The organism is Phenylobacterium sp., from assembly GCF_036963605.1.
Taxonomy (GTDB): Bacteria; Pseudomonadota; Alphaproteobacteria; order Caulobacterales; family Caulobacteraceae; genus Phenylobacterium.
Map to the genome: position 1 here is coordinate 14,863 of NZ_JBALUY010000004.1, position 22,059 is coordinate 36,921.

The 22,059-nt window shown below is 67.5% G+C and carries 18 protein-coding genes; 11 read left to right on the forward strand and 7 right to left on the reverse strand.

All coding sequences use genetic code 11. The features are described 5' to 3' along the window. Positions 1-78: 78 nt before the first annotated feature. On the forward strand, positions 79-987 hold the full coding sequence (locus V7702_RS01635) for a flagellar motor protein MotB (protein ID WP_335648400.1): 909 nt from the start codon (positions 79-81) through the stop codon (positions 985-987). A 113-nt stretch (positions 988-1,100) separates the two neighbouring features. Then, positions 1,101-1,862 carry an arginyltransferase gene (locus V7702_RS01640; RefSeq protein ID WP_335648401.1) on the forward strand — a complete coding sequence of 254 codons (762 nt, stop codon included), beginning with the start codon at positions 1,101-1,103 and terminating at the stop codon, positions 1,860-1,862. A 9-nt stretch (positions 1,863-1,871) separates the two neighbouring features. Here V7702_RS01640 and V7702_RS01645 read toward each other — a convergent pair whose 3' ends face one another. Further along, positions 1,872-2,090, reverse strand: coding sequence for a dodecin (locus V7702_RS01645; protein ID WP_335648402.1), 219 nt, complete (start codon positions 2,088-2,090; stop codon positions 1,872-1,874). Between the two features lie 184 nt (positions 2,091-2,274). Here V7702_RS01645 and V7702_RS01650 point away from each other — a divergent pair, with 184 nt between their 5' ends. The 3 genes from V7702_RS01650 to V7702_RS01660 are packed head-to-tail and all read left to right on the forward strand — an operon-like array spanning position 2,275 to position 6,693. After that, a complete protein-coding gene (locus V7702_RS01650) occupies positions 2,275-2,940 on the forward strand; it encodes a DnaA ATPase domain-containing protein (protein WP_335648403.1) in 666 nt (221 codons plus the stop codon). Positions 2,941-2,996: 56 nt separating this feature from the next. Continuing rightward, entirely contained in the window at positions 2,997-5,210 is a 2,214-nt protein-coding gene (locus tag V7702_RS01655) for an RNA degradosome polyphosphate kinase (protein ID WP_442958382.1), read from the forward strand. After that, positions 5,191-6,693 carry a Ppx/GppA phosphatase family protein gene (locus V7702_RS01660; RefSeq protein WP_335648404.1) on the forward strand — a complete coding sequence of 501 codons (1,503 nt, stop codon included), beginning with the start codon at positions 5,191-5,193 and terminating at the stop codon, positions 6,691-6,693. Before V7702_RS01655 ends, V7702_RS01660 begins: the two co-directional genes overlap by 20 nt. An 11-nt stretch (positions 6,694-6,704) precedes the next feature. On the opposite strand, the gene rnd is transcribed toward V7702_RS01660, so the two are convergent. After that, positions 6,705-7,877 carry a ribonuclease D gene (rnd, locus tag V7702_RS01665; RefSeq protein WP_335648405.1) on the reverse strand — a complete coding sequence of 391 codons (1,173 nt, stop codon included), beginning with the start codon at positions 7,875-7,877 and terminating at the stop codon, positions 6,705-6,707. A 97-nt stretch (positions 7,878-7,974) separates the two neighbouring features. Here rnd and purM point away from each other — a divergent pair, with 97 nt between their 5' ends. Next, positions 7,975-9,000 (forward strand): phosphoribosylformylglycinamidine cyclo-ligase, encoded by a 1,026-nt coding sequence (gene purM, locus V7702_RS01670; RefSeq protein ID WP_335648406.1) that lies wholly within the window; start codon positions 7,975-7,977, stop codon positions 8,998-9,000. An 80-nt stretch (positions 9,001-9,080) separates the two neighbouring features. Here the strand turns inward: purM and ndk are convergent, their stop codons facing one another. Further along, positions 9,081-9,500: a nucleoside-diphosphate kinase gene (gene ndk / locus V7702_RS01675; protein WP_304754518.1), complete on the reverse strand. Its 420-nt coding sequence runs from the start codon at positions 9,498-9,500 to the stop codon at positions 9,081-9,083. A 268-nt stretch (positions 9,501-9,768) separates the two neighbouring features. On the opposite strand from ndk, the gene V7702_RS01680 reads away from it, so the two are divergent. Further along, the gene (locus V7702_RS01680) at positions 9,769-11,655 is read left to right on the forward strand and encodes an ABC-F family ATP-binding cassette domain-containing protein (protein ID WP_335648407.1); all 1,887 of its coding nucleotides are present in this window, start codon (positions 9,769-9,771) and stop codon (positions 11,653-11,655) included. 89 nt (positions 11,656-11,744) lie between these two features. Beyond that, positions 11,745-14,093: an ATP-binding protein gene (locus V7702_RS01685; RefSeq protein ID WP_335648408.1), complete on the forward strand. Its 2,349-nt coding sequence runs from the start codon at positions 11,745-11,747 to the stop codon at positions 14,091-14,093. A 104-nt stretch (positions 14,094-14,197) separates the two neighbouring features. Here the strand turns inward: V7702_RS01685 and V7702_RS01690 are convergent, their stop codons facing one another. From V7702_RS01690 to V7702_RS01705, 4 genes are read right to left on the reverse strand one after another with little or no spacing between them, the layout of a single operon-like run. Beyond that, entirely contained in the window at positions 14,198-14,518 is a 321-nt protein-coding gene (locus V7702_RS01690; RefSeq protein WP_335648409.1) for a peptidase inhibitor I78, read from the reverse strand. Further along, positions 14,515-14,970, reverse strand: a complete 456-nt coding sequence (locus tag V7702_RS01695; protein WP_335648410.1) for a DNA polymerase III subunit chi — start codon at positions 14,968-14,970, stop codon at positions 14,515-14,517. The genes V7702_RS01690 and V7702_RS01695 overlap by 4 nt, the downstream gene beginning before the upstream one ends. Next, the gene (locus V7702_RS01700) at positions 14,963-15,664 is read right to left on the reverse strand and encodes a hypothetical protein (protein WP_335648411.1); all 702 of its coding nucleotides are present in this window, start codon (positions 15,662-15,664) and stop codon (positions 14,963-14,965) included. The genes V7702_RS01695 and V7702_RS01700 overlap by 8 nt, the downstream gene beginning before the upstream one ends. A gap of 32 nt (positions 15,665-15,696) precedes the next feature. After that, complete coding sequence (locus tag V7702_RS01705) at positions 15,697-17,181, reverse strand: leucyl aminopeptidase (RefSeq protein WP_335648412.1); 1,485 nt, start codon at positions 17,179-17,181, stop codon at positions 15,697-15,699. A gap of 153 nt (positions 17,182-17,334) precedes the next feature. Between V7702_RS01705 and lptF the strand changes: the two genes are divergently transcribed. From lptF to V7702_RS01720, 3 genes are read left to right on the forward strand one after another with little or no spacing between them, the layout of a single operon-like run. Next, on the forward strand, positions 17,335-18,474 hold the full coding sequence (lptF, locus tag V7702_RS01710; protein WP_335648413.1) for an LPS export ABC transporter permease LptF: 1,140 nt from the start codon (positions 17,335-17,337) through the stop codon (positions 18,472-18,474). Beyond that, positions 18,474-19,574, forward strand: coding sequence for an LPS export ABC transporter permease LptG (gene lptG, locus V7702_RS01715; protein ID WP_442958383.1), 1,101 nt, complete (start codon positions 18,474-18,476; stop codon positions 19,572-19,574). The genes lptF and lptG overlap by 1 nt, the downstream gene beginning before the upstream one ends. Positions 19,575-19,632: 58 nt before the next feature. Continuing rightward, positions 19,633-21,945 (forward strand): LPS-assembly protein LptD, encoded by a 2,313-nt coding sequence (locus V7702_RS01720; protein ID WP_335648414.1) that lies wholly within the window; start codon positions 19,633-19,635, stop codon positions 21,943-21,945. Positions 21,946-22,059 lie beyond the last annotated feature (114 nt).

The window sequence follows — 22,059 nt, forward strand, 5'->3', positions numbered from 1 at the left end:
GACTCATTGAATGGCAACGCCATCTTAACGAGCCGCGCGCCACCTTGCGGCTCAATTAGCGTTAACCGGGGTGGGGCGATGGCGTCGGGCGAGCGGCCGATCGTTATCAAGAAGGTCAAGAAGGGCGGCGGTCATGGGCACCATGGCGGCGCCTGGAAGGTGGCCTATGCCGACTTCGTCACCGCGATGATGGCCTTCTTCCTGCTGATGTGGCTGATCAACACCACCAGCCCGGAGCAGAAGCGCGGCATCGCCGACTATTTCGCGCCGGCCAGCATCTCCTCGACCACCTCAGGGTCGGGCGGCATCCTTGGGGGCACGGCCCTGGGCGCCGACGGCGCCAAGTCGTCGGGCTCGATGTCGATCATCGAACAGATGTCCCCCGAATCGCCGAACCCGGAAGAGGACGGCGAGACCCAGGACCCCTCAGCCAAGAGCCAGCTGCAGGAAGCCAGCACCGAGGCCCTGCGCGAGGCCCTGCAAAAGCGCGAGGAAGCCGCCTTCCAGTCGGCCGCCCAGTCCCTCCGCCAGGCGCTGCAGGACATGCCCGAACTGGCCGAGTTGTCGAAGAACATCATCATCGACCAGACGCCCGAAGGGCTGCGCATTCAGCTGGTGGACCAGGAAGGCCGCTCCATGTTCGCCGAAGGCTCCGGCCAGCCCAACGACCGGGCCCGGCTGCTGCTGCGGGCGGTCTCGAAGGTGATCAACCAGTTGCCGAACCGCGTCAGCGTCTACGGTCATACCAGCGTCAACGCCGACGGCGCCCGCGCCGAGGGCGACTGGGCCCTGTCGGCGACCCGCGCCGACTCCTCGCGCCGGGTGCTCCAGGGCGCCGGTGTCGCATCGGACCGGATTTACCAGGTCTCCGGCAAGGCCAACTCAGAACCGCTCTATCCCGATGACCCGACCCTGCCCGGCAATCGGCGGATCGCCATCGTCCTGCTGCGAGAGGCGCCTGTGCTTCCCCCGGATGTTCGGCCCTGACCCCGACTCCGGCTCGCGCCCAAACAGCTCACCGAAATGTGTCGGCTTGCCTGAGAGCCAGACATGGCTCCTAATTGGTTTATCCGCAGGGGTTCGAGGGCGAACGCAGGTCCGTGACGCAGCATTTCCCGACGCGACAGCTCAGGTTCTTCCTGACCGCGCCATCGCCATGCCCCTACCTGCCGGGTCGCTATGAGCGAAAGGTGTTCGCGCACCTGCCCATGGCCGACGGCCCCAGCGTCAACGACTCCCTTACCCAGATCGGCTTCCGGCGTTCCCAGAACATCGCCTATCGCCCCGCCTGCGAAGCCTGCGTGGCCTGCGTCTCCGCCCGCCTGCCCGTCGAAGACTATGTGTTCTCGCGTTCGGAGCGGCGCATCCTGGCGCGCAACGACGATATCATCCGCTCGGTCGTCGAGGCCGAGGCGACCATGGAGCAGTTCGATCTGCTCCGGCGCTATCTGGTGACCCGCCACGCCGAGGGCGGCATGGCCGAGATGAGCTGGCCTGACTATGTGGCCATGGTCGAGGACACCGCCGTCCGCACCCATCTGGTGGAGTATCGCATCCAGTCCGACGACGGCGGCCCGGGCGACCTGATCGCCTGCGCCCTGATCGACCTGATGTCGGACGGCCTGTCGATGGTCTACAGCTTCTACGACCCGGCCGAGACCCGCCGGAGCCTAGGTTCGTTCATGATCCTCGACCATGTCGTTCAGGCAGGACTCATAGGCCTGCCTTGCGTCTATCTGGGCTACTGGGTGCGGGGCAGCGACAAGATGGACTACAAGGCCCGCTTCTCGCCGATCGAACTGCTGCGTCCCGAGGGTTGGGTGCGGATGGCCAGCCGCGAGGCGCTGGGCCCCCGCGGCTGACCGGCTTCCCTAGTCGCGGGAGTCTTCCATGGTGAAGCCCACCTTCAGATAGACCTGGAAGTGGCCGACCTGGCCGTCCACGATCTCGCCACGGGTGGCCGTGACCTCGTACCAGCGCATCTCGCGCAGGGACTTGCTGGCTTCGGATATCGCGTTGCGGATCGCATCATCGATGCTGTCCTTGGACGAACCGACAAGCTCGACGACCCTGTAGACATGCTCCGACATGATGAACTCCCTCATAGGCGCCCCGATGGCGCAGCACCTCTAAGCGTCCCCAGCCCCTTCCCCGTTCCGCCGCCTCTGCACAGGAGCGTGGCGTTCATCCCCAAGGGTTGCGCCCATACGCATCGACCGGCCGGGGCGGTCCTGATAGATTCGTTCGTGAAATGAACTCCTTAGGACATGGACCATGGCCCGGCAGCTTCGGCTGAAGCTTCGACGCCCGCCGTCCTATCACCGGGACGCCCTGGCCACCGGTCCTTCCAACGCCGCGGCGCGCGCCGCCTTGGCCGCCTGGCCGCACTGGCATGGGGGCGCCCTGGTGCTGGTGGGGCCTGAGGGGGTGGGCAAGACCCATCTGGCCAGCCTCTGGGCCGAGGATGTCGGCGCCGCCCGGCTTGACCCGCAGGGCGGGGATCTATCGGAGGGGGCGCCGGTGCTCATCGAGGATGTTGACCGGGGCTTTGACGCAGAGTTCCTGTTTCACAGGATCAATATGGCCAGCCGCCCCGGCGCAGGTCTGCTGTTGACCGCCCGGACCGCCCCGGCCAGCTGGCCCGCGCAGCTGCCCGACCTCCGGTCCCGCCTCAACGCCATTCAGGTGGCCGAGATCGAAGCGCCGGACGATGAGGTGCTTGAGGCGATCCTGCGGCGGCAATTCGCCCGCTGCAACATTACCCCGCACGACGACGTCATCCCCTACATCCTGCGCCGGATCGAGCGCTCGGCGCCGGCGGCCTGGGATGTCGTCCGCCGTCTGGACGCCGCATCGGGGGAAAGCCACCGGCCTGTGTCCCGGGTCCTGGCGCGGCAGGTTCTTGAAACCGACACCGAAAATCTTGACCTTTTCGAGTGACCCTCAGGCCGGGATCAGCGAGGCTTGCGCGGTTCCCTGACCTTTGAGAGGCCTCCATGTCCTATGTCGCGTCCCAACCGCCCAAAGGCGAACCCCAGACGGGGACAGACCTGGGCTGGGACGCCGAAATGGCCGCCTCGCGCGACCGGTTCTTCAACCGGGAAATCTCCTGGCTGGCCTTCAATGAGCGCGTGCTTTCGGAGAGCAAGAACCCGCGCCACCCGCTGCTGGAGCGGCTGCGGTTCCTGTCAATCTCGGCCAACAATCTCGACGAATTCTACATGGTGCGGGTGGCGGGCCTGAAGGCCCAGGTGCGCGAGCGGGTTCGTTCCATCAGCCAGGACGGCCTGACCGCCGGCGAGCAGCTGGAGAAGGTCAACGCCGAGGCCGCCATGCTGATGACCGATCAGCAAAACCGCTGGCGCGATCTCCGCCGCGAGCTGGCCGCCGAGGGCTTGCGGCTGGTCGAGGCCGACGAGGTCACGCCGGCCGAGCGAGCGAGCCTGGAGGCGGCCTTCCTCAGCCTGGTCTTTCCGATCCTGACCCCGCTGGCCATCGACCCGGCCCACCCCTTCCCGTTCATTCCGAACCTCGCCTTCTCCCTGGCCCTGACGCTTCGTCGGGATTCCGATGGGAAAAAGTTCAACGCCCTGGTGCCGATCCCCGCCCAGGTGGCGCGGTTCTGGCAACTTGAAGCCCCGCGGGGGGGCCGCAAGCCGGCCAAGCCGCAGCGGCGCTTCATCTCCCTTGAGGGCATGGTCGCCCTGTTCGTCGATCACCTGTTCCCCGGCTGCGATGTCGAGGCCAGCGGGGTGTTCCGCCTGATCCGCGACTCCGACGTGGAGATCGAGGAAGAGGCCGAGGATCTGGTCCGTGAGTTCGAGGCCCGCCTGAAGCAGCGGCGACTGGGCTCGGTGGTCCGGGTCGAGATCGAGCAGGCCATGCCCGAGAGCCTCCGCGGCTTCATCTGCGAAAATCTCAGCGCTCAGCCCGACGACGTCCTGCTGATCGATGGCCTGCTGGGTCTGGATGAGCTGTCGCAGCTGATTCCGCCCGATCGTCCGGACCTGAAGTTCAAGCCGTTCACCGCCCGTTTCCCCGAACGCATCCTCGATCACGGGGGCGACTGCTTCTCGGCGATCCGCGAAAAGGACATCCTGGTCCACCATCCCTTCGAGAGCTTCGACGTGGTGGTGCAGTTCGTCCGCCAGGCCGCGCGGGACCCGCACGTCCTGGCGATCAAGCAGACCCTCTATCGGACCTCATCGGACAGCCCGATCGTCGCGGCCCTGATCGAGGCGGCCGAGAACGGCAAGAACGTCACCGCGGTCATCGAGATCAAGGCGCGGTTCGACGAGGAGGCCAATCTGAAGTGGGCCCGGGATCTGGAACGGGCCGGCGTCCACGTGGTCTTCGGCTTCGTGGAGTACAAGACCCACGCCAAGCTCTCGGTCGTGGTCCGCCGCGAGGGCGATCAGGTCCGCACCTACTGTCACTACGGCACGGGCAACTATCATCCCGTCACCGCGCGCATCTACACCGACCTCTCCCTGTTTACGACCGATCCGGCCCTGGCGCGGGATTCCTCGCGGGTGTTCAACTTCATCACCGGCTACGCCCGGCCGACCCAGCTGGAGAAGCTGTCCTTCTCGCCGGTGACCATGAAGGACGATCTGGTCAGCCTGATCGGCCAGGAGGCGGCCAACGCCAAGGCGGGCAAGCCTGCCGCCATCTGGGGCAAGATGAACGCCCTGGTCGATCCCGAGGTTATCGACGCCCTCTATGCCGCCAGCCAGGACGGTGTCTCCATCGACCTGGTCATCCGCGGCATCTGTTGCCTGCGCCCGGGCGTGCCGGGCCTGTCGGAGAATATCCGGGTCAAAAGCATCGTCGGGCGCTTCCTGGAGCACTCCCGGATCGTGGCCTTCGCCAACGGCCAGACCATGCCGTCGAGCAAGGCGCGGGTCTTCATCTCGTCGGCCGACTGGATGCCGCGCAATCTCGATCGCCGGGTCGAAAGCCTGGTGCCGGTGGAGAACCCGACGGTTCACCAGCAGGTGCTGCAGCAGATCATGGTGGCCAACCTCAAGGATGAAGCCCAGAGCTGGACGCTGGACGCCTCGGGGCGCTACACCCGCGATCCCAACTGGGACCATCCCAGCGCCTTTTCCGCGCACGAGTACTTCATGACCAATCCAAGCCTCTCGGGCCGGGGACAACGTGTGAAGGATATGCCGCGCGCGATCGACCATGTCGCCGCACGAAGCTAGGCCTGAAAGCCGCCAGGCGGCGGTCATCGACGTTGGCTCCAACTCCGTCCGACTGGTGATCTACCGGCTGGAAGGCCGCGCCATCTGGACCGTCTACAATGAAAAGGCCCTGGCGGGCCTCGGCCGCGAGATGGCCGACACCGGGCGACTGGCCGCCGACGGCGTGGAGATCGCCCTGAGCGCCCTGCGGCGGTTCCGCGCCATCCTCCAGGGCTGGGAGCCGCATGAGGTGGTGGCGGTGGCCACGGCCGCGGTCCGCGAGGCCGAGGACGGCCCCGATTTCGCCGAGCGCGTGCGCCGCGAGCTCGGCCTGCCGCTGAGGGTGCTGTCTGGCGAAGAAGAGGCCTATTTCGCCGCCGCCGGCGTGCAGGCGGGCCATCCCGGCGCCCGCGGCCTGGCAGGCGATCTCGGGGGGTCCAGCCTCGAGCTGGTGCGGCTGGGCCATGACGGACCCGAGCCGGGGGTGACCCTGCCCCTTGGACCATTCGCCCTGGGGGCGCCGCGGCCATTGGCGGTGGATGACGCCCGCCGGCTCATCGACTCCAGCCTCGATCCCCTGGCCGACGGCCTCAACTGTGCGGAATTCCATGCCGTCGGCGGCGCCTGGCGCAACCTGGGCCTGCTGCACATGATCATGACGGACTATCCCCTGCGGGTGGCCCACCAGTACGAGATGTCGCGCTCCGAGGCCCTTGATCTGAGCCGCTTCGTGGTCCGGCAATCGCGAACCTCGCTGGAGCGGATCGAAGGCCTCTCGAAGAAGCGCTACGAGACCCTGCCCTATGCCGCCCTGGTGCTGGAATCTCTGATCGAGCGCCTGGGTCTTGAGCGCATAGTGATCTCGGCTTTCGGCCTGCGCGAAGGCCTACTGTGGCACGGCATGGACGAGGCGGTCCGCCGGCGCGATCCGCTGCTGGAGGGCTGTGTGGCCATGAGCGCCATGCGCGGCCTGTCGGCAGGCGATCTGACCAGCGCCCTGCACGCCTGGGTCACGCCGGCCCTGCGCGTCCTGCCGCCCGTCTTCGAAGACCGAGATCCGCTTCTGATCGCCGCGGCTTGCCGGCTGGCCGATCTCGGCGGGCGTCTCCACCCCGACCATCGCGCCGAACTGGCCTTCGCCCAGGTCTTGAGGGCGCCCATCGCCGGCATGAGCCACGCCGAGCGGTGCTTCCTGGCGCTAACGACCTTCGCCCGTCACTCCGCCTCCAGCAATATCCCGGAGTCCGCCACCATCATGCGGGTTCTGAGCGCCGAGCGTCGGGGCCGCGCCCGAGCTTTGGGGGCCGCCCTGCGCCTGGGCGCCGATCTCTCGGGCCGCAACGGGCAGTTGCTCTCCGAAGCGCGACTGGAGATCGACGGGCCGGTGCTGCGGCTAACGGCGGCTGCCGGCTGGTCGGACCTGCTGTTGGGGGAACAGACAAGAAAAAGGGCGGCGACCCTGGCCGCCGCCCTGAAGCTCAAGCTCGAGCTGGACGCGCTCTAGCTCGACGCCGCCTAGGTTGAGGCGCGGGGCGCCCGGCGAACCTCGACCACCCGCACGCGGGCGCCGTCGAGCACCAGCGCCAGTTCGCCGCGCTTCACCCGCAAAGCGTCCTCGCCGAAGGCTTCCCGGCGCCAGCCCTGCAGGGCAGGCGTCTCGGCCTCATCGTCATTGGCGATCTGCTCGAGATCGGAGACGGTGGCGATCAGCTTGGAGGCCACGCCAGCGTCCTCGGCGCGGGCCTTCAGCAGCACCTTGAGCAGCTCGACCACGGCGCCGGCGGCCGGTGAGTTCGTGCTGCGGGCGCGCTCGACCTGCGGCGCATTGGCCTCAGGGTTCTTCAGCCCCTCGCGGATGGCTTCCAGCAGGTCCGGGCCAAACTTGGAGCCCGAAAAGCCCTTGGGCACCGAACGCAGGCGATCAAGGCCGGCCGCATCGGTGGGGGCCTGGGTCGCCACCTCGTCGATGGCGTCGTCCTTAAGGATGCGCCCGCGGGGCTGGTCGCGACTCTGGGCCGTGCGTTCGCGCCAGGCGGCCACGGCCTTGTAGACCGACAGGTATTTGGAGGTGTGCCGGCGGGGTTTCAGCCGCTTCCAGGCGTTCTCCGGCTCGACATCGTAATTGGCCGGGTCGGTCAGGGCCTGCATCTCGTCGGTCACCCAGACGAGGCGGCCCTCCTTTTCCAGCCGCGCGCGCAGCATGGGATAGAGCTTGGCCAGGTGGGTCACGTCGGCCAGCGCATAGGTCAGCTGCGACTCCGCCAGAGGTCGCCTGGCCCAGTCGGTGAAGCGGCTCGACTTGTCGAGCTCGATCTTCAGCATCTGTCGGACCAGGGCGTCATAGGCGATCTGCTCGCCGAAACCTGCAGCCATCCCGGCCACCTGGGTGTCGAACAGGGGCCTGGGCATGGCCTTCAGGTTATTGAAGATCTCCACGTCCTGGCGGGCGGCGTGGAAGACCTTGAGAATGGTCTCGTCACGCATGATTTCCAGGAACGGCTCAAGGTCCATGCCCTCGGCCATGGGGTCGATGACCGCTTCGTCACTGGGGGTCGCGGCCTGGATCAGGCAGAGCTTGGGCCAGTAGGTGGTCTCGCGCATGAACTCGGTGTCCACGGCGACGAAGGGCTGGCCCTTCAGTCTGTCGCAGAACGCCGCGAGTTCGGCGGTGGTTGTAATCGGCGTCATCCGGTAGCTATAGCCTCGCGCGCGACCGAGTCTGCAAGCGCCCGATGCATGGGCGCATCAATTTCTTTCCGCCCCCGAAGGGGCCAGGGCATACGAAATGACCGATCGGCCAAACGGCCTGACCTACGCCCAGGCGGGTGTCGACATCGACGCCGGCGCCGCCCTTGTGGACGCCATCAAGCCCCTGGCCAAGGCCACGCGCCGCCCCGGCGCCGAGGCTTCCCTGGGGGGATTTGGCGCCTTGTTCGACCTCAAGGCGGCCGGCTATCACGACCCCCTGCTGGTGACGACCACGGACGGCGTCGGCACCAAGCTGAAGATCGCCATTGAGACGGGCCTGCACGACACGGTCGGGATCGACCTGGTGGCCATGTGCGTCAACGACCTGCTGGCCCAGGGCGCCGAGCCGCTGATGTTCCTGGACTATCTGGCCACCAGCAAGCTCGACGTGGCCGTCGCCACCCGGGTAGTCGCCGGCATCGCCGAGGGCTGCAAGCTGGCCGGGGCGGCGCTGGTCGGCGGCGAGACCGCCGAAATGCCGGGCATGTACGGCGGCGACGACTATGACCTGGCGGGCTTCTCCGTCGGCGCGGTGGATCGCAATCGCGTGCTGCCGCGAATGGACGACCAGGCCGCGGGCGACCTGCTGATCGGTCTGGCCTCGTCGGGTCCGCACTCCAACGGCTATTCCCTGATCCGCAAGATTGTCGAGCGCTCAGGCCTGGCCTGGGACGCGGCCGCGCCGTTCGCCGAGGGCCAGACGCTGGCCCAGGCGCTGATGACGCCGACGCGCATCTATGCCCGCAGCCTGACGCCGCTGATCAAGGCGGGCCAGATCAAGGGTCTGGCGCACATCACCGGCGGCGGCCTGACCGAGAACCCGCCCCGGGCCATCGCCGAGGGCCTCGTCCCGCGCTTCGACTGGAGCGCCTGGGCCCTGCCGCCGGTCTTTGGCTGGCTGCAGGAGATCGGCGGCGTGGCCGAGTCGGAGATGCGTCGCACCTTCAACTGCGGCCTCGGCATGGTGCTGATCGTCGGCGCCGAGGACGCCCCGGCGGTCCTCGAAGCCCTGCTGGCCGCTGGTGAGGACGCCTTCATCTGCGGGGAGCTGGCGGCGGCCTGAGCCGCGCTCGCCCTTGGCCCACGAAAAAAGGGCCGCAGCGTTGACCGCTGCGGCCCTCTAAGCTTCCGGCGTTAAGCCGATCAGCCGACGATCTGGTCTTCGGTGAAGAACTGGGCGATTTCCAGCTTGGCGTTGTCCTGGCTGTCGGAGCCGTGGACCGAGTTCTCGCCGACATTCTTGGCGAACAGCTTGCGGATGGTGCCTTCGGCGGCCTGTTCCGGGTTCGTCGCGCCCATGATCTCGCGATACTTGGCCACGGCGTTTTCGCCTTCCAGGACCTGGACGACCACGGGGGCCGAGGTCATCTGGCCGACCAGCTCGCCGTAGAAGGGACGTTCCTTGTGGACCTCGTAGAAGGTCTTGGCCTGGGCTTCGGTCATGCGAATGCGGCGCTGGGCGACGATGCGCAGGCCGGCGTCTTCGATGACCGCATTGATCTTGCCGGTCAGGTTCCGCTCGGTGGCGTCCGGCTTCAGGATCGAGAAGGTGCGTTCGGTCATGGGATTTTTCTTCAGGAATGGGGTCTAGGGGCGGGGCTTCGCCCAGAGGCGCGCGTGTATAGCTTCCCCTCCGGCCCGCGCCAAGCCGCAGCGGGGCGATACCCCCTGACGGGCGAGGCCAGGTCTGCTATGAGCGCGGCCACGGTCGGGACGGCGGCGGCGCAGATCTCGAAACTCCCGGCCCCTCCCCCCTGTGACGGCGAGCCCGCCTGCGTGCGAGCGGCCGCGCGCAATCTTGCCTGCCTCTTATTGCTGTGCCCTGACGCCCATGCTGCAAATTCACGAACTCGTCTTCGACGCCTGGGGCCGCCGGTTCTTCGACGGCGCCACGGTCAGCCTGCCGCGCAACGCCAAGGTGGGCCTGGTGGGCCGCAACGGCGTGGGCAAGTCGACCCTGTTCAAGCTGATCAAGGGCGAACTGGTTCTGGGCTCGGGCGAGATCAGCCTGCCCAAGGGCGCGCGCCTGGGTTCTGTGGACCAGGAGCATCCGGCCACCCCGGTGTCACTGATTGACACGGTGCTGGCCGCCGACGAGATCCGTCATGGTCTGTTGGCTGACCTCGAGACGGCCGAGCCCGAGCAGATGGGCGAAATCTATGCCCGCCTGATCGAGATCGACGCTGACCGTGCGCCGTCGCGGGCCGCCGAAATCCTCGCGGGCCTAGGCTTTTCCACCGAGGACCTGGAACGGCCGATGGCCGAGTTCTCCGGCGGCTGGCGGATGCGGGTGGCCCTGGCCGCGGCCCTCTTCTCCGAGCCCGACATGCTGCTGCTGGACGAGCCTACCAACTATCTCGACCTGGAAGGCGCGCTCTGGCTGGAGGCGCGCCTGCGCGTCTATCCCTACAACGCCCTGATCATCAGCCATGACCGTGAGCTGCTGAACAACTCCATCGACCACACCCTGCATCTCGCCGACGGCAAGCTGACCCTCTATGCCGGCGGCTACGACGCCTTCGAAACCCAACGGGCCGAGAAGGCGCGGCTGCAGGAGGCCATGCGCTCGAAGATCGAGGCCAAGCGGGCGCACATGCAGTCCTTCGTCGACCGGTTCCGGGCCACAGCCAGCAAGGCGACCCAGGCGCAGTCGCGCCTGAAGGCCCTGGCCAAGCTGCCGGTGATCGATTCGATCGACAGCGAGAGCGTCGCCCCCTTCACCCTGCCCTCGCCGGAACGCCCCCTGGCCCCGCCCCTGGTGCGGATGGAAGGGGTCAGCGTCGGCTACGGCGGGCCGCCCATTCTGCGCGACCTGAACCTGCGGCTGGATATCGACGACCGCATCGGCCTGCTCGGCGTCAACGGCGCGGGCAAGTCCACCTTCGCCAAGATGGTGGCCGAGGCCCTGCCCATCGAGCACGGCCACCTGCATCGGGACCGCCGCATGCGGGTGGGCTGGTTCCACCAGCATCAGATCGAGGCCATGGATCCGACGGACACCCCGCTCGACATCATTCGCCGCGCCATGCCCGAGGCGTCGGAGGCCTCGCGGCGCTCAAGGCTCGCCCAGTACGGCTTCAACCGCGACAAGGTGGAGACCACGGTCGCCGACCTGTCCGGCGGCGAACGCGCGCGACTGCTGCTCAACATGGTGGCCGCAGAGGCCCCCCATCTGCTGATCCTCGATGAGCCCACAAACCATCTGGATATCGACTCCCGCCGCGCCCTGCTGGAGGCGCTGAACGACTTCGCCGGGGCCGTGATCCTGATCACCCACGACCGCTCCCTCATGGAGATGGTCGCCGACCGTCTCTGGCTGGCCGCCGACGGAACGATCGTCCCCTTCGAGGGCGATCTTGAAGACTATTCCCGCTATGTGATCGAGCGGGCCAAGGCCCGCGTCCGGGCGCCGACCCAGGTGCGGGATGAGGCGCCCGCACCAGCTCCGGCCCCGCCGCCGCCGACAGGACGCAAGCCGCCGACCGGCAATGCGCGACGCCGCGCCGAGGCGGCCGAGGCGGCCCTGGCCAGGGCCACCGAAGCCGTCGCCCAGATCGACAGGCGGCTGAGCGACCCTGACGTCTTCGCCCAGAATCCAGACAAGGCCGCAGCCCTGGGCCGGGAACGTGACGCCGCGCAGGCCAAGTTGGAGGCGGCCGAAGCCGAATGGATGGCCGCCGTCGAGGCATATGAGGCCTTGAAGGCCGGCGTCGGCTAGGGTGGCTGCAAGGTGTCGGGCTAAGCGAATCGCCCTGGCCTTTTCAGCTTTGTTCACCCCCGAGGCCTAGGTTCGGCCCCAAGATGCGTATGGACGGTTCAGAGAGCTCAGCCAGCCCCGACCCCGCGGCGGCCGCCTTCGCGGATCGACTTTCGCGGGCGCTCAGCGCCGCCGCCCATGGGGTGGCGCTCATTGAACCGGACGGCCTGATGTCCTGGATCAATGACGGCTTTACGGACATCACCGGCTACACCGCCGCCGACGCCCTGGGACAGCGCGTCGGCCAACTGCTGTTCGACGATGAACAAGCCGGGGCCTGGTTCAGCCTTAAGCCGGGCGAGCCGGGTCGCCGCGCAGAGGTTGCGGGCCGACGAAAATCCGGCGAGACCTTCTGGGCGGACGCTGACCTTCGCGTCGTCTCGGCCGAGGACGGCTCGGATGACGGCTTTGTTCTCACCCTGGTTGACGTCACGACCAGCCGGGAAGAGCAGCGCCGCTCAGAAGCCGCCTCGAGCGCCCTGCGCGAGGCCGCACGACTGGCCGGGCTAGGCGGCTGGGAGATCGATTTCCGCAAGGGTGAGGTGCGCTACACCGAAGAGCTCCGCGCCATGATGGGGCATCCTCTCGAGGCTGACTCCTTCCGGTCAGCCATGGATGTCTATCTGCCTGAACACCGCGAAGCCGTGCTGGCCGCCCTGGTCGAAACCGCCCAGAACGGCACGCGTATGGACTTCGAAGCCGAGGCCATGACGGCGGCTGGCGCGCGCATCTGGTTGCGGGTCATGGGAGCTGCCGAGATCGTCGACGGCGTCTGCGTCGCCATCCGCGGCGCCAGTCAGGATATAACCGCCACCCGCAGCGCCCTGGCGGATCTGCGATCATCCGAGGGGTTCGCCCGCGGCGTCATCGACGGCATCGCCGCCATGGTCGCCGTGATCGACGCCGATGGGCGCCTGGTGGAAGCCAATCGCACATTCCGCGAGACAGGCGCGGCTATTCGGGGTCGGGATGACTATCCGATGGACCGGAGCATGTTTGATATCTTCAGGGGCCTCCCCAGCGGCCATGGGCGCGCCCTGGAGCGCGGCGTGCGCGGCGTGCTGGCCGGCGAGCGCGAGACCTTCATCAGGGCCTATGAAGCCAAGGACGGCGAGTGGTTCCGCCTCAGTGCGTCGCGCTTCCGTGGCGAGGGCCCAGTGCGGGCGGTGCTGTTCACCCAGTCGGTGGCCGACCTCAAGCGCTCCGAGCGCCGGTTGCGAACACTGAACGCCAACCTCAAGCGCGCTCGCGACCAGGCCGATGCGGCCAATGTGGCCAAGAGCGCCTTCCTCGCCACCATGAGCCACGAAATCCGGACGCCTCTGAACGGCGTGCTGGGCATGGCCCAGGCCATGGCGCGGGACGAACTGCCTGAAGCTCAGCGCGAACGCCTGGCGGTGATCCGGCAGGCGGGGGAAACCCTGCTGGTGCTGTTGAACGATCTTCTCGACCTGTCACGGATCGAGGCTGGGCGCCTGGAACTGGAAGACGGGCTGGTGGACATTGTCAGGATCGCTGAAGGCACGCAGGCGACTTTCACCACCCTGGCGGCTGAAAAGGATCTCTATTTCTGCCTCGAGATCGAAGACTCCGCCCGTGGCTATTGGCGCGGCGATCCGACCCGTGTGCGGCAGGTGCTTTATAACGTGGTCTCAAACGCCGTGAAGTTCACGGCGCGGGGGTCGGTGCAGGTCAATGTCGCCCGCAAAGGTTCTCACCTCGTCCTCAACGTCATCGACACCGGGCCTGGGATCGCACCGGACCGGCTGGAAACGCTCTTCGACAAGTTTGTCCAGGCCGACGCCTCGACCACCCGCAAGTTCGGGGGATCGGGCCTGGGCCTGGCGATCTGCCGGGAGCTCTGCGGCCTGATGGGCGGGACGATCACGGTCCAGAGCGTGGTGGACCAAGGGTCGAGTTTCACGGTGCGCCTCCCCCTTCCCCCCGCCGATGCGCCGGAGCCCGCCCCATCGCAGGCGGGCCCGCCCGGCCTGACGGCCCATGCGGGCCGACTCATCCGGGTGTTGGCCGCCGAGGACAACCCCATGAACCAGCTGGTTCTGAAGACCCTTCTCTCGCCCATGATGATCGATCTGCACATCGTCGACGACGGTGAGCGAGCGGTCGAAGCCTGGGCCGACAGCGCATGGGACGTCATCCTGATGGACGTACAGATGCCGAGGATGGACGGGCCGACCGCCACCCGCGCCATCCGCGCCCGGGAAGAGGCCGAGGGGCGACCGAGGACGCCGATCATCGCCCTGACAGCCAACGCCATGTCCCACCATGAAAAGGAATATCTCGACGCTGGCATGGACGCCCTGACGCCCAAGCCTATCGAGCTCGAGCGGCTGCTGGGCGCCCTGGACGCCGTCCTCAGCCCCGACAGCGAGTCCTAGCCATGCCGGATTGGGCGCGGCTGATCTATCTCCTGCTGCTCCTGGCGCTGCTGGCGCCAGCCGGCGTCGCCATCATCCGGCGCTGGATGAACCGGAGATAGGCCTCACCCGCAGCGCACCTCTTTGATCAGCCCGGTCTCGGCGTCATAGAAGAAGTTCAGGCGTCGCGGATGGAAGTCCATGGTCACCGGGCAGGTCGTGCAGGCCACCCGCTGCAGTCCCGGATTCACCGGCACCGGAATCTCGCTGCGATGGCGGCCGACCAGGCGCTGGGCCTGCGCCGCGCCACATTGATCGGCAGGTTCGGTCGGCTGGGTCGGACGCGGCGCTGCGGGTTGCTCAGGTGGTGGCGCGGGCGCGGGCTCGCTTGCGCAGGCCGAGAGGAGAAGCCCTGCGGCCATCGCCAGGACGAGATTGCGTGTCATGCCTGTTTCTCCCAGCCTCGGGCCAACTGCCGCCAGTAGCTCACTGGCAGCCCCTGCTTCTTGATAGCGCCCCATTGCGCCCGTGCTGTGGCGAGGGCGGCCTCATCACGGCCATCGAACAGCACGATGCATCGGACAAACCCGTCAAGCACGCCCGCGTCGGCGCCGTCGAGCAGGAAAACCACATCGGCGTGGTTCGGGTTGTCCATTCCTGTGGTCAAAAGCACCGGCTGGGCGGCGGCGTGCGGCTCGTCGGCTTCCCCATGCGGCAGGAAGCTGTCGTCCCGGTAGCTCCAGAGCCAGCTGTCCAGATGCTCCAGGCGTTCCGGAAGCCGCGACCTGACCAGCGCCTTCCAGTTGCGGGCCAGGGTTTTCTCCAGGAGATCGGGCAGCACCTGGTCGAGGCCGGAACGCTCCAGATGGTAGAACCAGACCTCGCAGGGGTCAGCCATGGGCGTCCTGCGCGATCTCACGTCCCAGGGCCTGGACCATGCCGGCCACCTCCCGCGGCGCCGTGAGCGGCGAGAGATGGTTGAGCTGCAGGCGCCGGGCGCGCCAGCCCATGCGCCGCGCCGCCTCGGCCTGATCCTCATAGGCGCCGCTGAGCTGCAGATATCCGCCCGGGCCCGACAGTTCGCCGGGCGGGGCGCGCTCTTCGAAATAGGCCAGCGGCAGGGGACCAAGCTCGGCCAGTAGCGCAGCCCGCACTTCGGGCTCCGGAACGAGCCGCTCCAACGCGCCCGGCGGCCACCAGGCGTCCCAGGATGGAAGCTCTCCGCCCTGCGAGCCCAGGGTCAGATCCTCCCGAAGCGCCGGCGGCGCAGTGTCCAGCCAGCTGAGTCCGGGATGCGGCAGGATGGCGTCCACAAGGATGGTCCCGACCACTGGGATGCTGAGCGCCTGGGTCATCGCCGGCGCCAGCGCCCCTGCCCCGCTGTGGGCCACAAGCACGACGGGATCGTCGCCGCGCGCCTCGACGGTGCGGGCCATGGCCTTGGCCAGGCTCGCGTAGAAGTCACCATCCACCTCGGTCAGAGGCGTCCAGGCCGGCGCTTCCGCAGCAAGGCCTCGGTCGGCGAGCGATTGAGCCACGCCCTGCCAGGTCAGAGGACCCAGCAGGGGGCTATGCAGCAGGACGAACTTCACCGCGGCCTCCTAAATCGCACCGCGCGAACCGATCAGCCCTCGTACTTGTCGGCGACCATGCGGTTCAGCAGGCGAACGCCGTAGCCGGTGGCGCCTTCGGGGCTGGTCGGCACGCTGGAAGGCTTCTTCCAGGCCGTGGAAGCGATGTCCATGTGCGCCCAGGGCAGGCCGTTGACGAACCGCTGCAGGAAGAGCGCCGCCGTGATCGAGCCGCCGGGACGGCCACCGGTGTTTTTCACATCCGCGATCATGCTGTCGATCTGCTTGTCGTAGGCCGCCGGCAGCGGCATCCGCCACAGAGGTTCGGCCTCGGTCTTGGAGGCGGCCAGAAGATTGTCGGCCAGTTCGTCATTGTTGGAGAAGACGCCGGCGTAGTCGTTGCCCAGGCTGATGATGATCGCCCCCGTCAGGGTGGCTAGATCGACCATGAACTTCGGCTTGAAACGGTCCTGGCAGTACCAGAGGGCGTCAGCCAGCACGAGGCGGCCCTCGGCGTCGGTGTTGATGATCTCGATGGTCTGGCCAGACATGCTGGTGACCACGTCCCCGGGACGCTGGGCGTCGCCATCGGGCATGTTCTCCACCAGGCCGAGAATGCCCACGGCGTTGACCTTGGCCTTGCGGCCGGCCAGCACATGCATGAGGCCGGCCACGGCGGCGGCGCCGCCCATGTCCCACTTCATGTCTTCCATGCCGTCAGCCGGCTTCAGCGAGATGCCGCCGGTGTCGAAGCAGACGCCCTTGCCGACAAAGGCGATCGGCTGGGCCGCGGGATCGGTCCCGCCGTTCCAGCGCATGATGGCCAGCTGGCTGTCCTTGCGGCTGCCGCGGCCGACGCCGAGCAGCGACCCCATGCCGAGCTCTTCCATCTCGGCCTCGCCGAGAATCTCGACCTCGAGGCCGAGGCTCTCGAGCCCCTTCACCCGGCGGGCGAATTCGGCGGGATAGAGCACGTTGGGCGGTTCGGACACCAGGTCGCGGGCGAACGAAATGGCGTCGGCCAGGGCCGCCAGTTCCACATAGGCGCCTTGAGCGGCCACGGCGTCGGCGCTGACGATCTCGGCCTTGAGGATGGAGGGCTTCTTGTCGACCGGCTCCTTGGTGCGATAGCGATCGAAGCGATAGGCGGCCAGGCGCAGGCCCAGCGCCGCCCGCTCCGGCTTGCCGGCGGTCGGATCGGCGAAGGCGACGCGCAGCACGGTGAGTCCCGAGAGCTTGACCGCGCCATAGGCGCTGGCCGCGGCGTGCTCGGCGCCGACATCATCGAAGGCCTCGCGCTTGCCGGCGCCCACCAGGACGATCCGATCCGCCGCATGGCCGGCCGGCGCCGTCAGATCCAGGACCTGTCCCTTGGCGCCGGTGAAGCGCCCTTGCGCCAGGGCGCGGCCCACCACACCTGCGGCCTGCTGGTCAGCCTCGGCGGCCGCCCCGGAAAGGACAGAACCTTCAAAGACGATGAGGGCGAGCGCCGTCTTGTCGGCGATCTCGGAACCGGGCGTGACGAATTGGATGTCCATGCGAATTCTCTACAAAAGCAAAGCTGAAGGCGCTCCGCCGCCAGGGCGCCCAGACTGGCGTCTCCTGCGGCGGTTGTGTGGCGCAGCAACGCATGGTTTAGAACAGCTTCGCGCCAAGGGCGCGCCAAATCACGCCGGCGACGCCTTTTTTTCATGCGCCTGATCGATCGATATCTGCTGCGCCAACTGCTGGGACCCACCCTGCTGGCGGCGCTCGCCCTGAGTTCGGTGGCCCTGCTGAGTCAGAGCCTCTCGGCGCTTGATGTGATCATCAACCAGCGTCAGAGCGCGGGCGTGTTTCTGAAGATCACGCTGCTGGCCATGCCGCAACTGATCAACATGGTCATGCCCATCGCCCTGTTCGTGGCCGCCCTGGTGGCGCTCAACAGGCTGCAGAGCGAGCAGGAACTGGTCGTCTGCTATGCAGGCGGCATGAGCCGCTGGCGGGTCATCGCCCCGCCCATGCGGTTGGCCGCAGTGATCGCCCTGGCGGCCCTGGTGCTGAACCTCTTTGTTCAACCGGCCGCGTTCCGAGAACTGCGCGACACGCTGTTCGACGTGCGCACCGACCTGGCCGCCACCCTGGTGCGCGAGGGCGAGTTCACCGAGCCGGCGCCTGGCCTGACCGTCTACGCCCAGAACGTCGACAGCCGCGGGGGAATGGGCAACCTCTTCATCCATGTGGCCGAAACCGATGGCATGGCCACCACCTACACGGCCGACGAGGGCCGGCTGGCGACCCGCGCCGGTTCGCCCGTGTTGGTCATGTCCCGGGGGTCGACCCAGGAATTCAGCGAAACCGGGGTTTTGAACTATCTGACCTTTGACGAGTACATCTTCGACCTGAGTCCCCTCGTCGCGTCCGAGGAGCTCGTCCACTACAAGCCCTCCGACCGCTATCTCCACGAGCTGTTCTTCCCTGACCTCACCCAGGACTGGGAGCAGCGCAACCGCCTGGAAATGCTGGCCGAAGGGCACGCCCGGCTGTCCAGCCCGCTATACAACATCGCCTTCATGGCCATGGCCCTGGCCGCCATCCTGGGCGGCGGCTACGACCGTATGGGCTATGGCCGGCGGATCGCCTGGGCCGGCGCCGCCGCGGCGATCACCCGGATCCTGGGCTTCATCGTCCAGGCGGCCAGCGAGTCTCACGCCTGGCTGAACCTGCTCCAGTACGCCATGCCCCTGGCCGCCATGAGTCTGGCCCTGCGCAACGTGTTCCGCCAGAAGGTGTCGCGCTTCATCGACATGCGCAACCGCCCCAGCCGGATCGCCCGGGGAGGCGCTGCCTGATGCGATTTGGTCGGATCGAGGCCTATGTCCTGGGCCGCAGCCTGTTCAGCGTCGGGGTCGCCCTGGCCGTCATCTCGGCGGTCATCCTGCTGGTGCAGTTTGTGGAACTTTCCCGCTCCGTGGGCGTGCGGGCCGAGGTCAGCGTCAGCCAGCTTTTCGGTCTGACCGCCCTGGGCATGCCGTCCCTGATCCTGGTGCTCTTGCCGTTCGTATTCCTGTTCGGCTGCATGTCGGCCTATGTCAGCCTCAATCGGCGCAGCGAACTGGTGGCGATGCGGGCCGCCGGCGTCTCGGCGTGGCGCTTCATCCTGCCGACGGCGGCGGCGGCGGCCGTGGTCGGCGTGATCACCGTGACCCTGCTCAATCCCCTGGCCGCCGCATCGAACGCCAGGTTCGCCAGCGAACGTGCCCGGGTCATGGACAACTATCTCGTCGATACGCCGCAGGATGTCTGGCTGCGCCAGGGCGACGAACGCAGCCAAATCGTGATCCATGCCCGCGATCGCGAGATCATCGAGGGATCGGTCGTGCTCCGGGGCGTGTCGCTCTTCGTCTACCAGAAGGACGAGGATGGCACACCGCAGTTCACCCGCCGGCTGGAAGCCGCCGAGGCGAGGCTTCTGCCCGGCTTCTGGCGCCTGACCGATGTCCGCGAAGCCGCCGCAGGCGAGAGCTCGGTACGCTCCGAAAGTCTCTCCCTCCGCTCCAGCCTCGACAGCGAGTCGGCCATGGAGCGGTTCGCCTCCCCTGAGGCCATCGCCTTCTGGCGGCTGCCGGCGGCCATCCGCACGACCGAGCAGGCCGGCTTCAGCGCCAGCCGGTACCAGCTTCGGTTTCACCAGCTTCTGGCCACGCCGGTGCTGTTCGCCGCCATGACCATACTGGCCGCGGCCTTCTCCCTGCGCCTGGTCCGCCTGGGCGGATTGGCGGGTCTGGCCGGGGCGGGCGTGGGCCTGGGCTTCGTCTTCTTCTTCCTGAATGAGTTCGCCGGCGCCCTGGCCAATGCCGACGTCATTCCCCTGGCTGCGGCCGCCTGGGCGCCGCCCGTGATCGCCCTCCTGTCGGGCGTTACGCTGCTCTGCTACACCGAAGACGGTTGAAACACGCCGCCACGCCGCTATTCCCTGCACACTGGGCGGGGCAAGAAGGGATTCACGCTTGAAGACGTCACCTCGGCGCGTATCGCTCGCCTCGGTCAAGCGCAGCCTCCTGGCCGGGGCGGCGGCGGCCAGCCTGTGCGCCGGCGCAGCCGCCGCCCAGACGGCGGATGAGCCCATGGCCGACGCAGCGGCGAATGAGGCGCCGGTCCCGGGCCCCGACGGCCTCCTGCCCGGCTCCATCTACATGGAAGCCGACTCGATGGTGCGCGACGACACCCGGAAGCGGACGACCGCGACAGGCGAGGTCGAGGCCCGCTACGACCGTCGCAATCTGCGCGCTGACGCCCTGGTCTATGACGAGGCCCAGGGCGTGCTGGAAGCCTCCAATGTCGAGATCTTCAATCCCGACGGCAGCGTGGAGTTCGCCCGCGAGATCGTGTTCGACGACCAGATGAAGGCCGGGGTCGCCCGCGGCTTCTCCGCGCGACTGCCGATGAACGTCAAGCTGGCGGCGGCCAGCGCGGTCCGGCGCAATGAGAACGTCAACGAGCTGAACCGGGCGATCTACACCCCTTGCGACATCTGCGCCGACAACACCGACAAGACCCCGACCTGGTCGATCCAGGCCGACAAGGTGGTCCAGGATCGCGAGCGCCAACTGGTCTATTATCGCGGCGCAGTGTTCCGCCTGTTCGGCGCGCCCGTGCTCTATCTGCCGCTCTTCTGGCATCCCGACCCTACCGCAGAGCGCAAGTCCGGCCTGCTCACTCCGGACATCTCGGCCTCGGATCGGCGGGGGTTTTCGTATGAGCAGCCCTATCTGTTCGTCCTGTCGCCCTACTCCGACCTGACTGTCAGCCCGCAGATCAACACCAAGGTCGCGCCCTTCCTCAACGCCCGCTACCGCAAGCGATTCTATTCCGGCGAGATCGATGTGCGCGGGGGCTATACCTACGCCCAGGACTTCGACAGCAATGGCCGGTTCGGCGATCGGACGTCGCGCAGCTACATCCTGGCCCGGGGCGCCTTCGCCATCGACCAGAACTGGGAGTGGGGCTTCACCGCCGAACGGGCCTCTGAGGACCTGCTGTTCGACAAGTACGAGGTCGGCGACGTCTTCCAGTCCCGCGGCCCCTATATCGCCGATGACCGCCGACTGATCTCGCAGATCTACGCGATCCGCCAGAACGACAATTCCTACCTCTCCACAGCCGTCCTGGACATTCAGGGCCTGCGCCCGGGTGATGATGACGCCACCTTCCCGACCGTCGCCCCGTTGATCGAGGGCCGTTGGTCGCCGGACGCCCGCCTGGCCGGCGGCCGGCTGAATCTCCAACTGGACGCCGTCGCCCTGGAACGCGACCGCTCGCCTTCGAGCCCGGCCCTTTCGAACCTGCCCGGGCTGGACAGCCGCCGCGTGATCGGCCAGGCGGACTGGCGCGCCAACTACATCCTGGCCGGTGGGACGCGCATCCAGCCCTTCGTCAACCTCCGGGCCGACGCCTATAGCCTGGGCGATGTTCCATCCGAAAACCACGGCGGCAAGACCGAGACCCGGGGCATGGCCACAGTCGGCGTTGATCTCAGCTGGCCTTTCTACCGTAGATTCAATGATAAGACGGTAGTTCTTGAACCTCTAGTCCAGATCGCCGCCTCTCCGCGTCCCAATCAGATTCAGGTGGACGTCGACGCCAATGGCGACCCGGTCTATCTGGACGAGGACAGCCTGGCCTTCGAGTTCGACGAGACCAATCTCTTCCTGGCCGACAAGTTTCCGGGCTTTGACCTCATGGAGGGCGGCCTACGCGCCAGTGTGGCGGGCCGCGCCAGCGTGCTGTGGGATGACGGCCGTCGCGCCAGCCTCCTGATCGGCCGAAGCTTCCGTGATTCCGAGGAGCAGGCCTTCTCGACCCGCACCGGCCTTCGCGACACCGAGTCCGACTGGATCGTCGCCGCCGAGGCCCAGCCGATCCGAGGCCTCTCGGTCTTCAGCCGCGCCCGCCTCGACGGTGAGAGCCTGGACGTCCGCCGGGCCGAATCCGGCGCCAACCTGGCCATGGCCCGGGGGTCGGGTTTCTTCCGCTATCTCTGGGATGATCTCGACATCAACGGCGTGAAGCGCGAGAATCTCGACCTGGGCGGCGAAGTGTTCCTGACCAAGAACTGGGGCCTCACCGCCTATGGCAATCGCGACATGGTGCAGGACGCCTGGGTGGTGCGCGACATCGGCGTGGTCTATCGGGACGAATGTACGCGGATCGAAGTCATCTACCGTCGCGAGGACACCGTCATAGGTCGCCTGGGGCCCAGCGAGTCGGTCGCCGTGCGCCTAACCCTCGCCACATTGGGCGAACCTATCTATGCCAATTAGGACCAGCGGCGCTTCAAGCCGCCACGAAGGAATGACCCAAGCGATGTTTTCTGCGCGTTCAGTCCGCGGCCAAGCGGCCTGCGGCGTCGCCCTTGCGGCCCTTCTGGCGGCCGC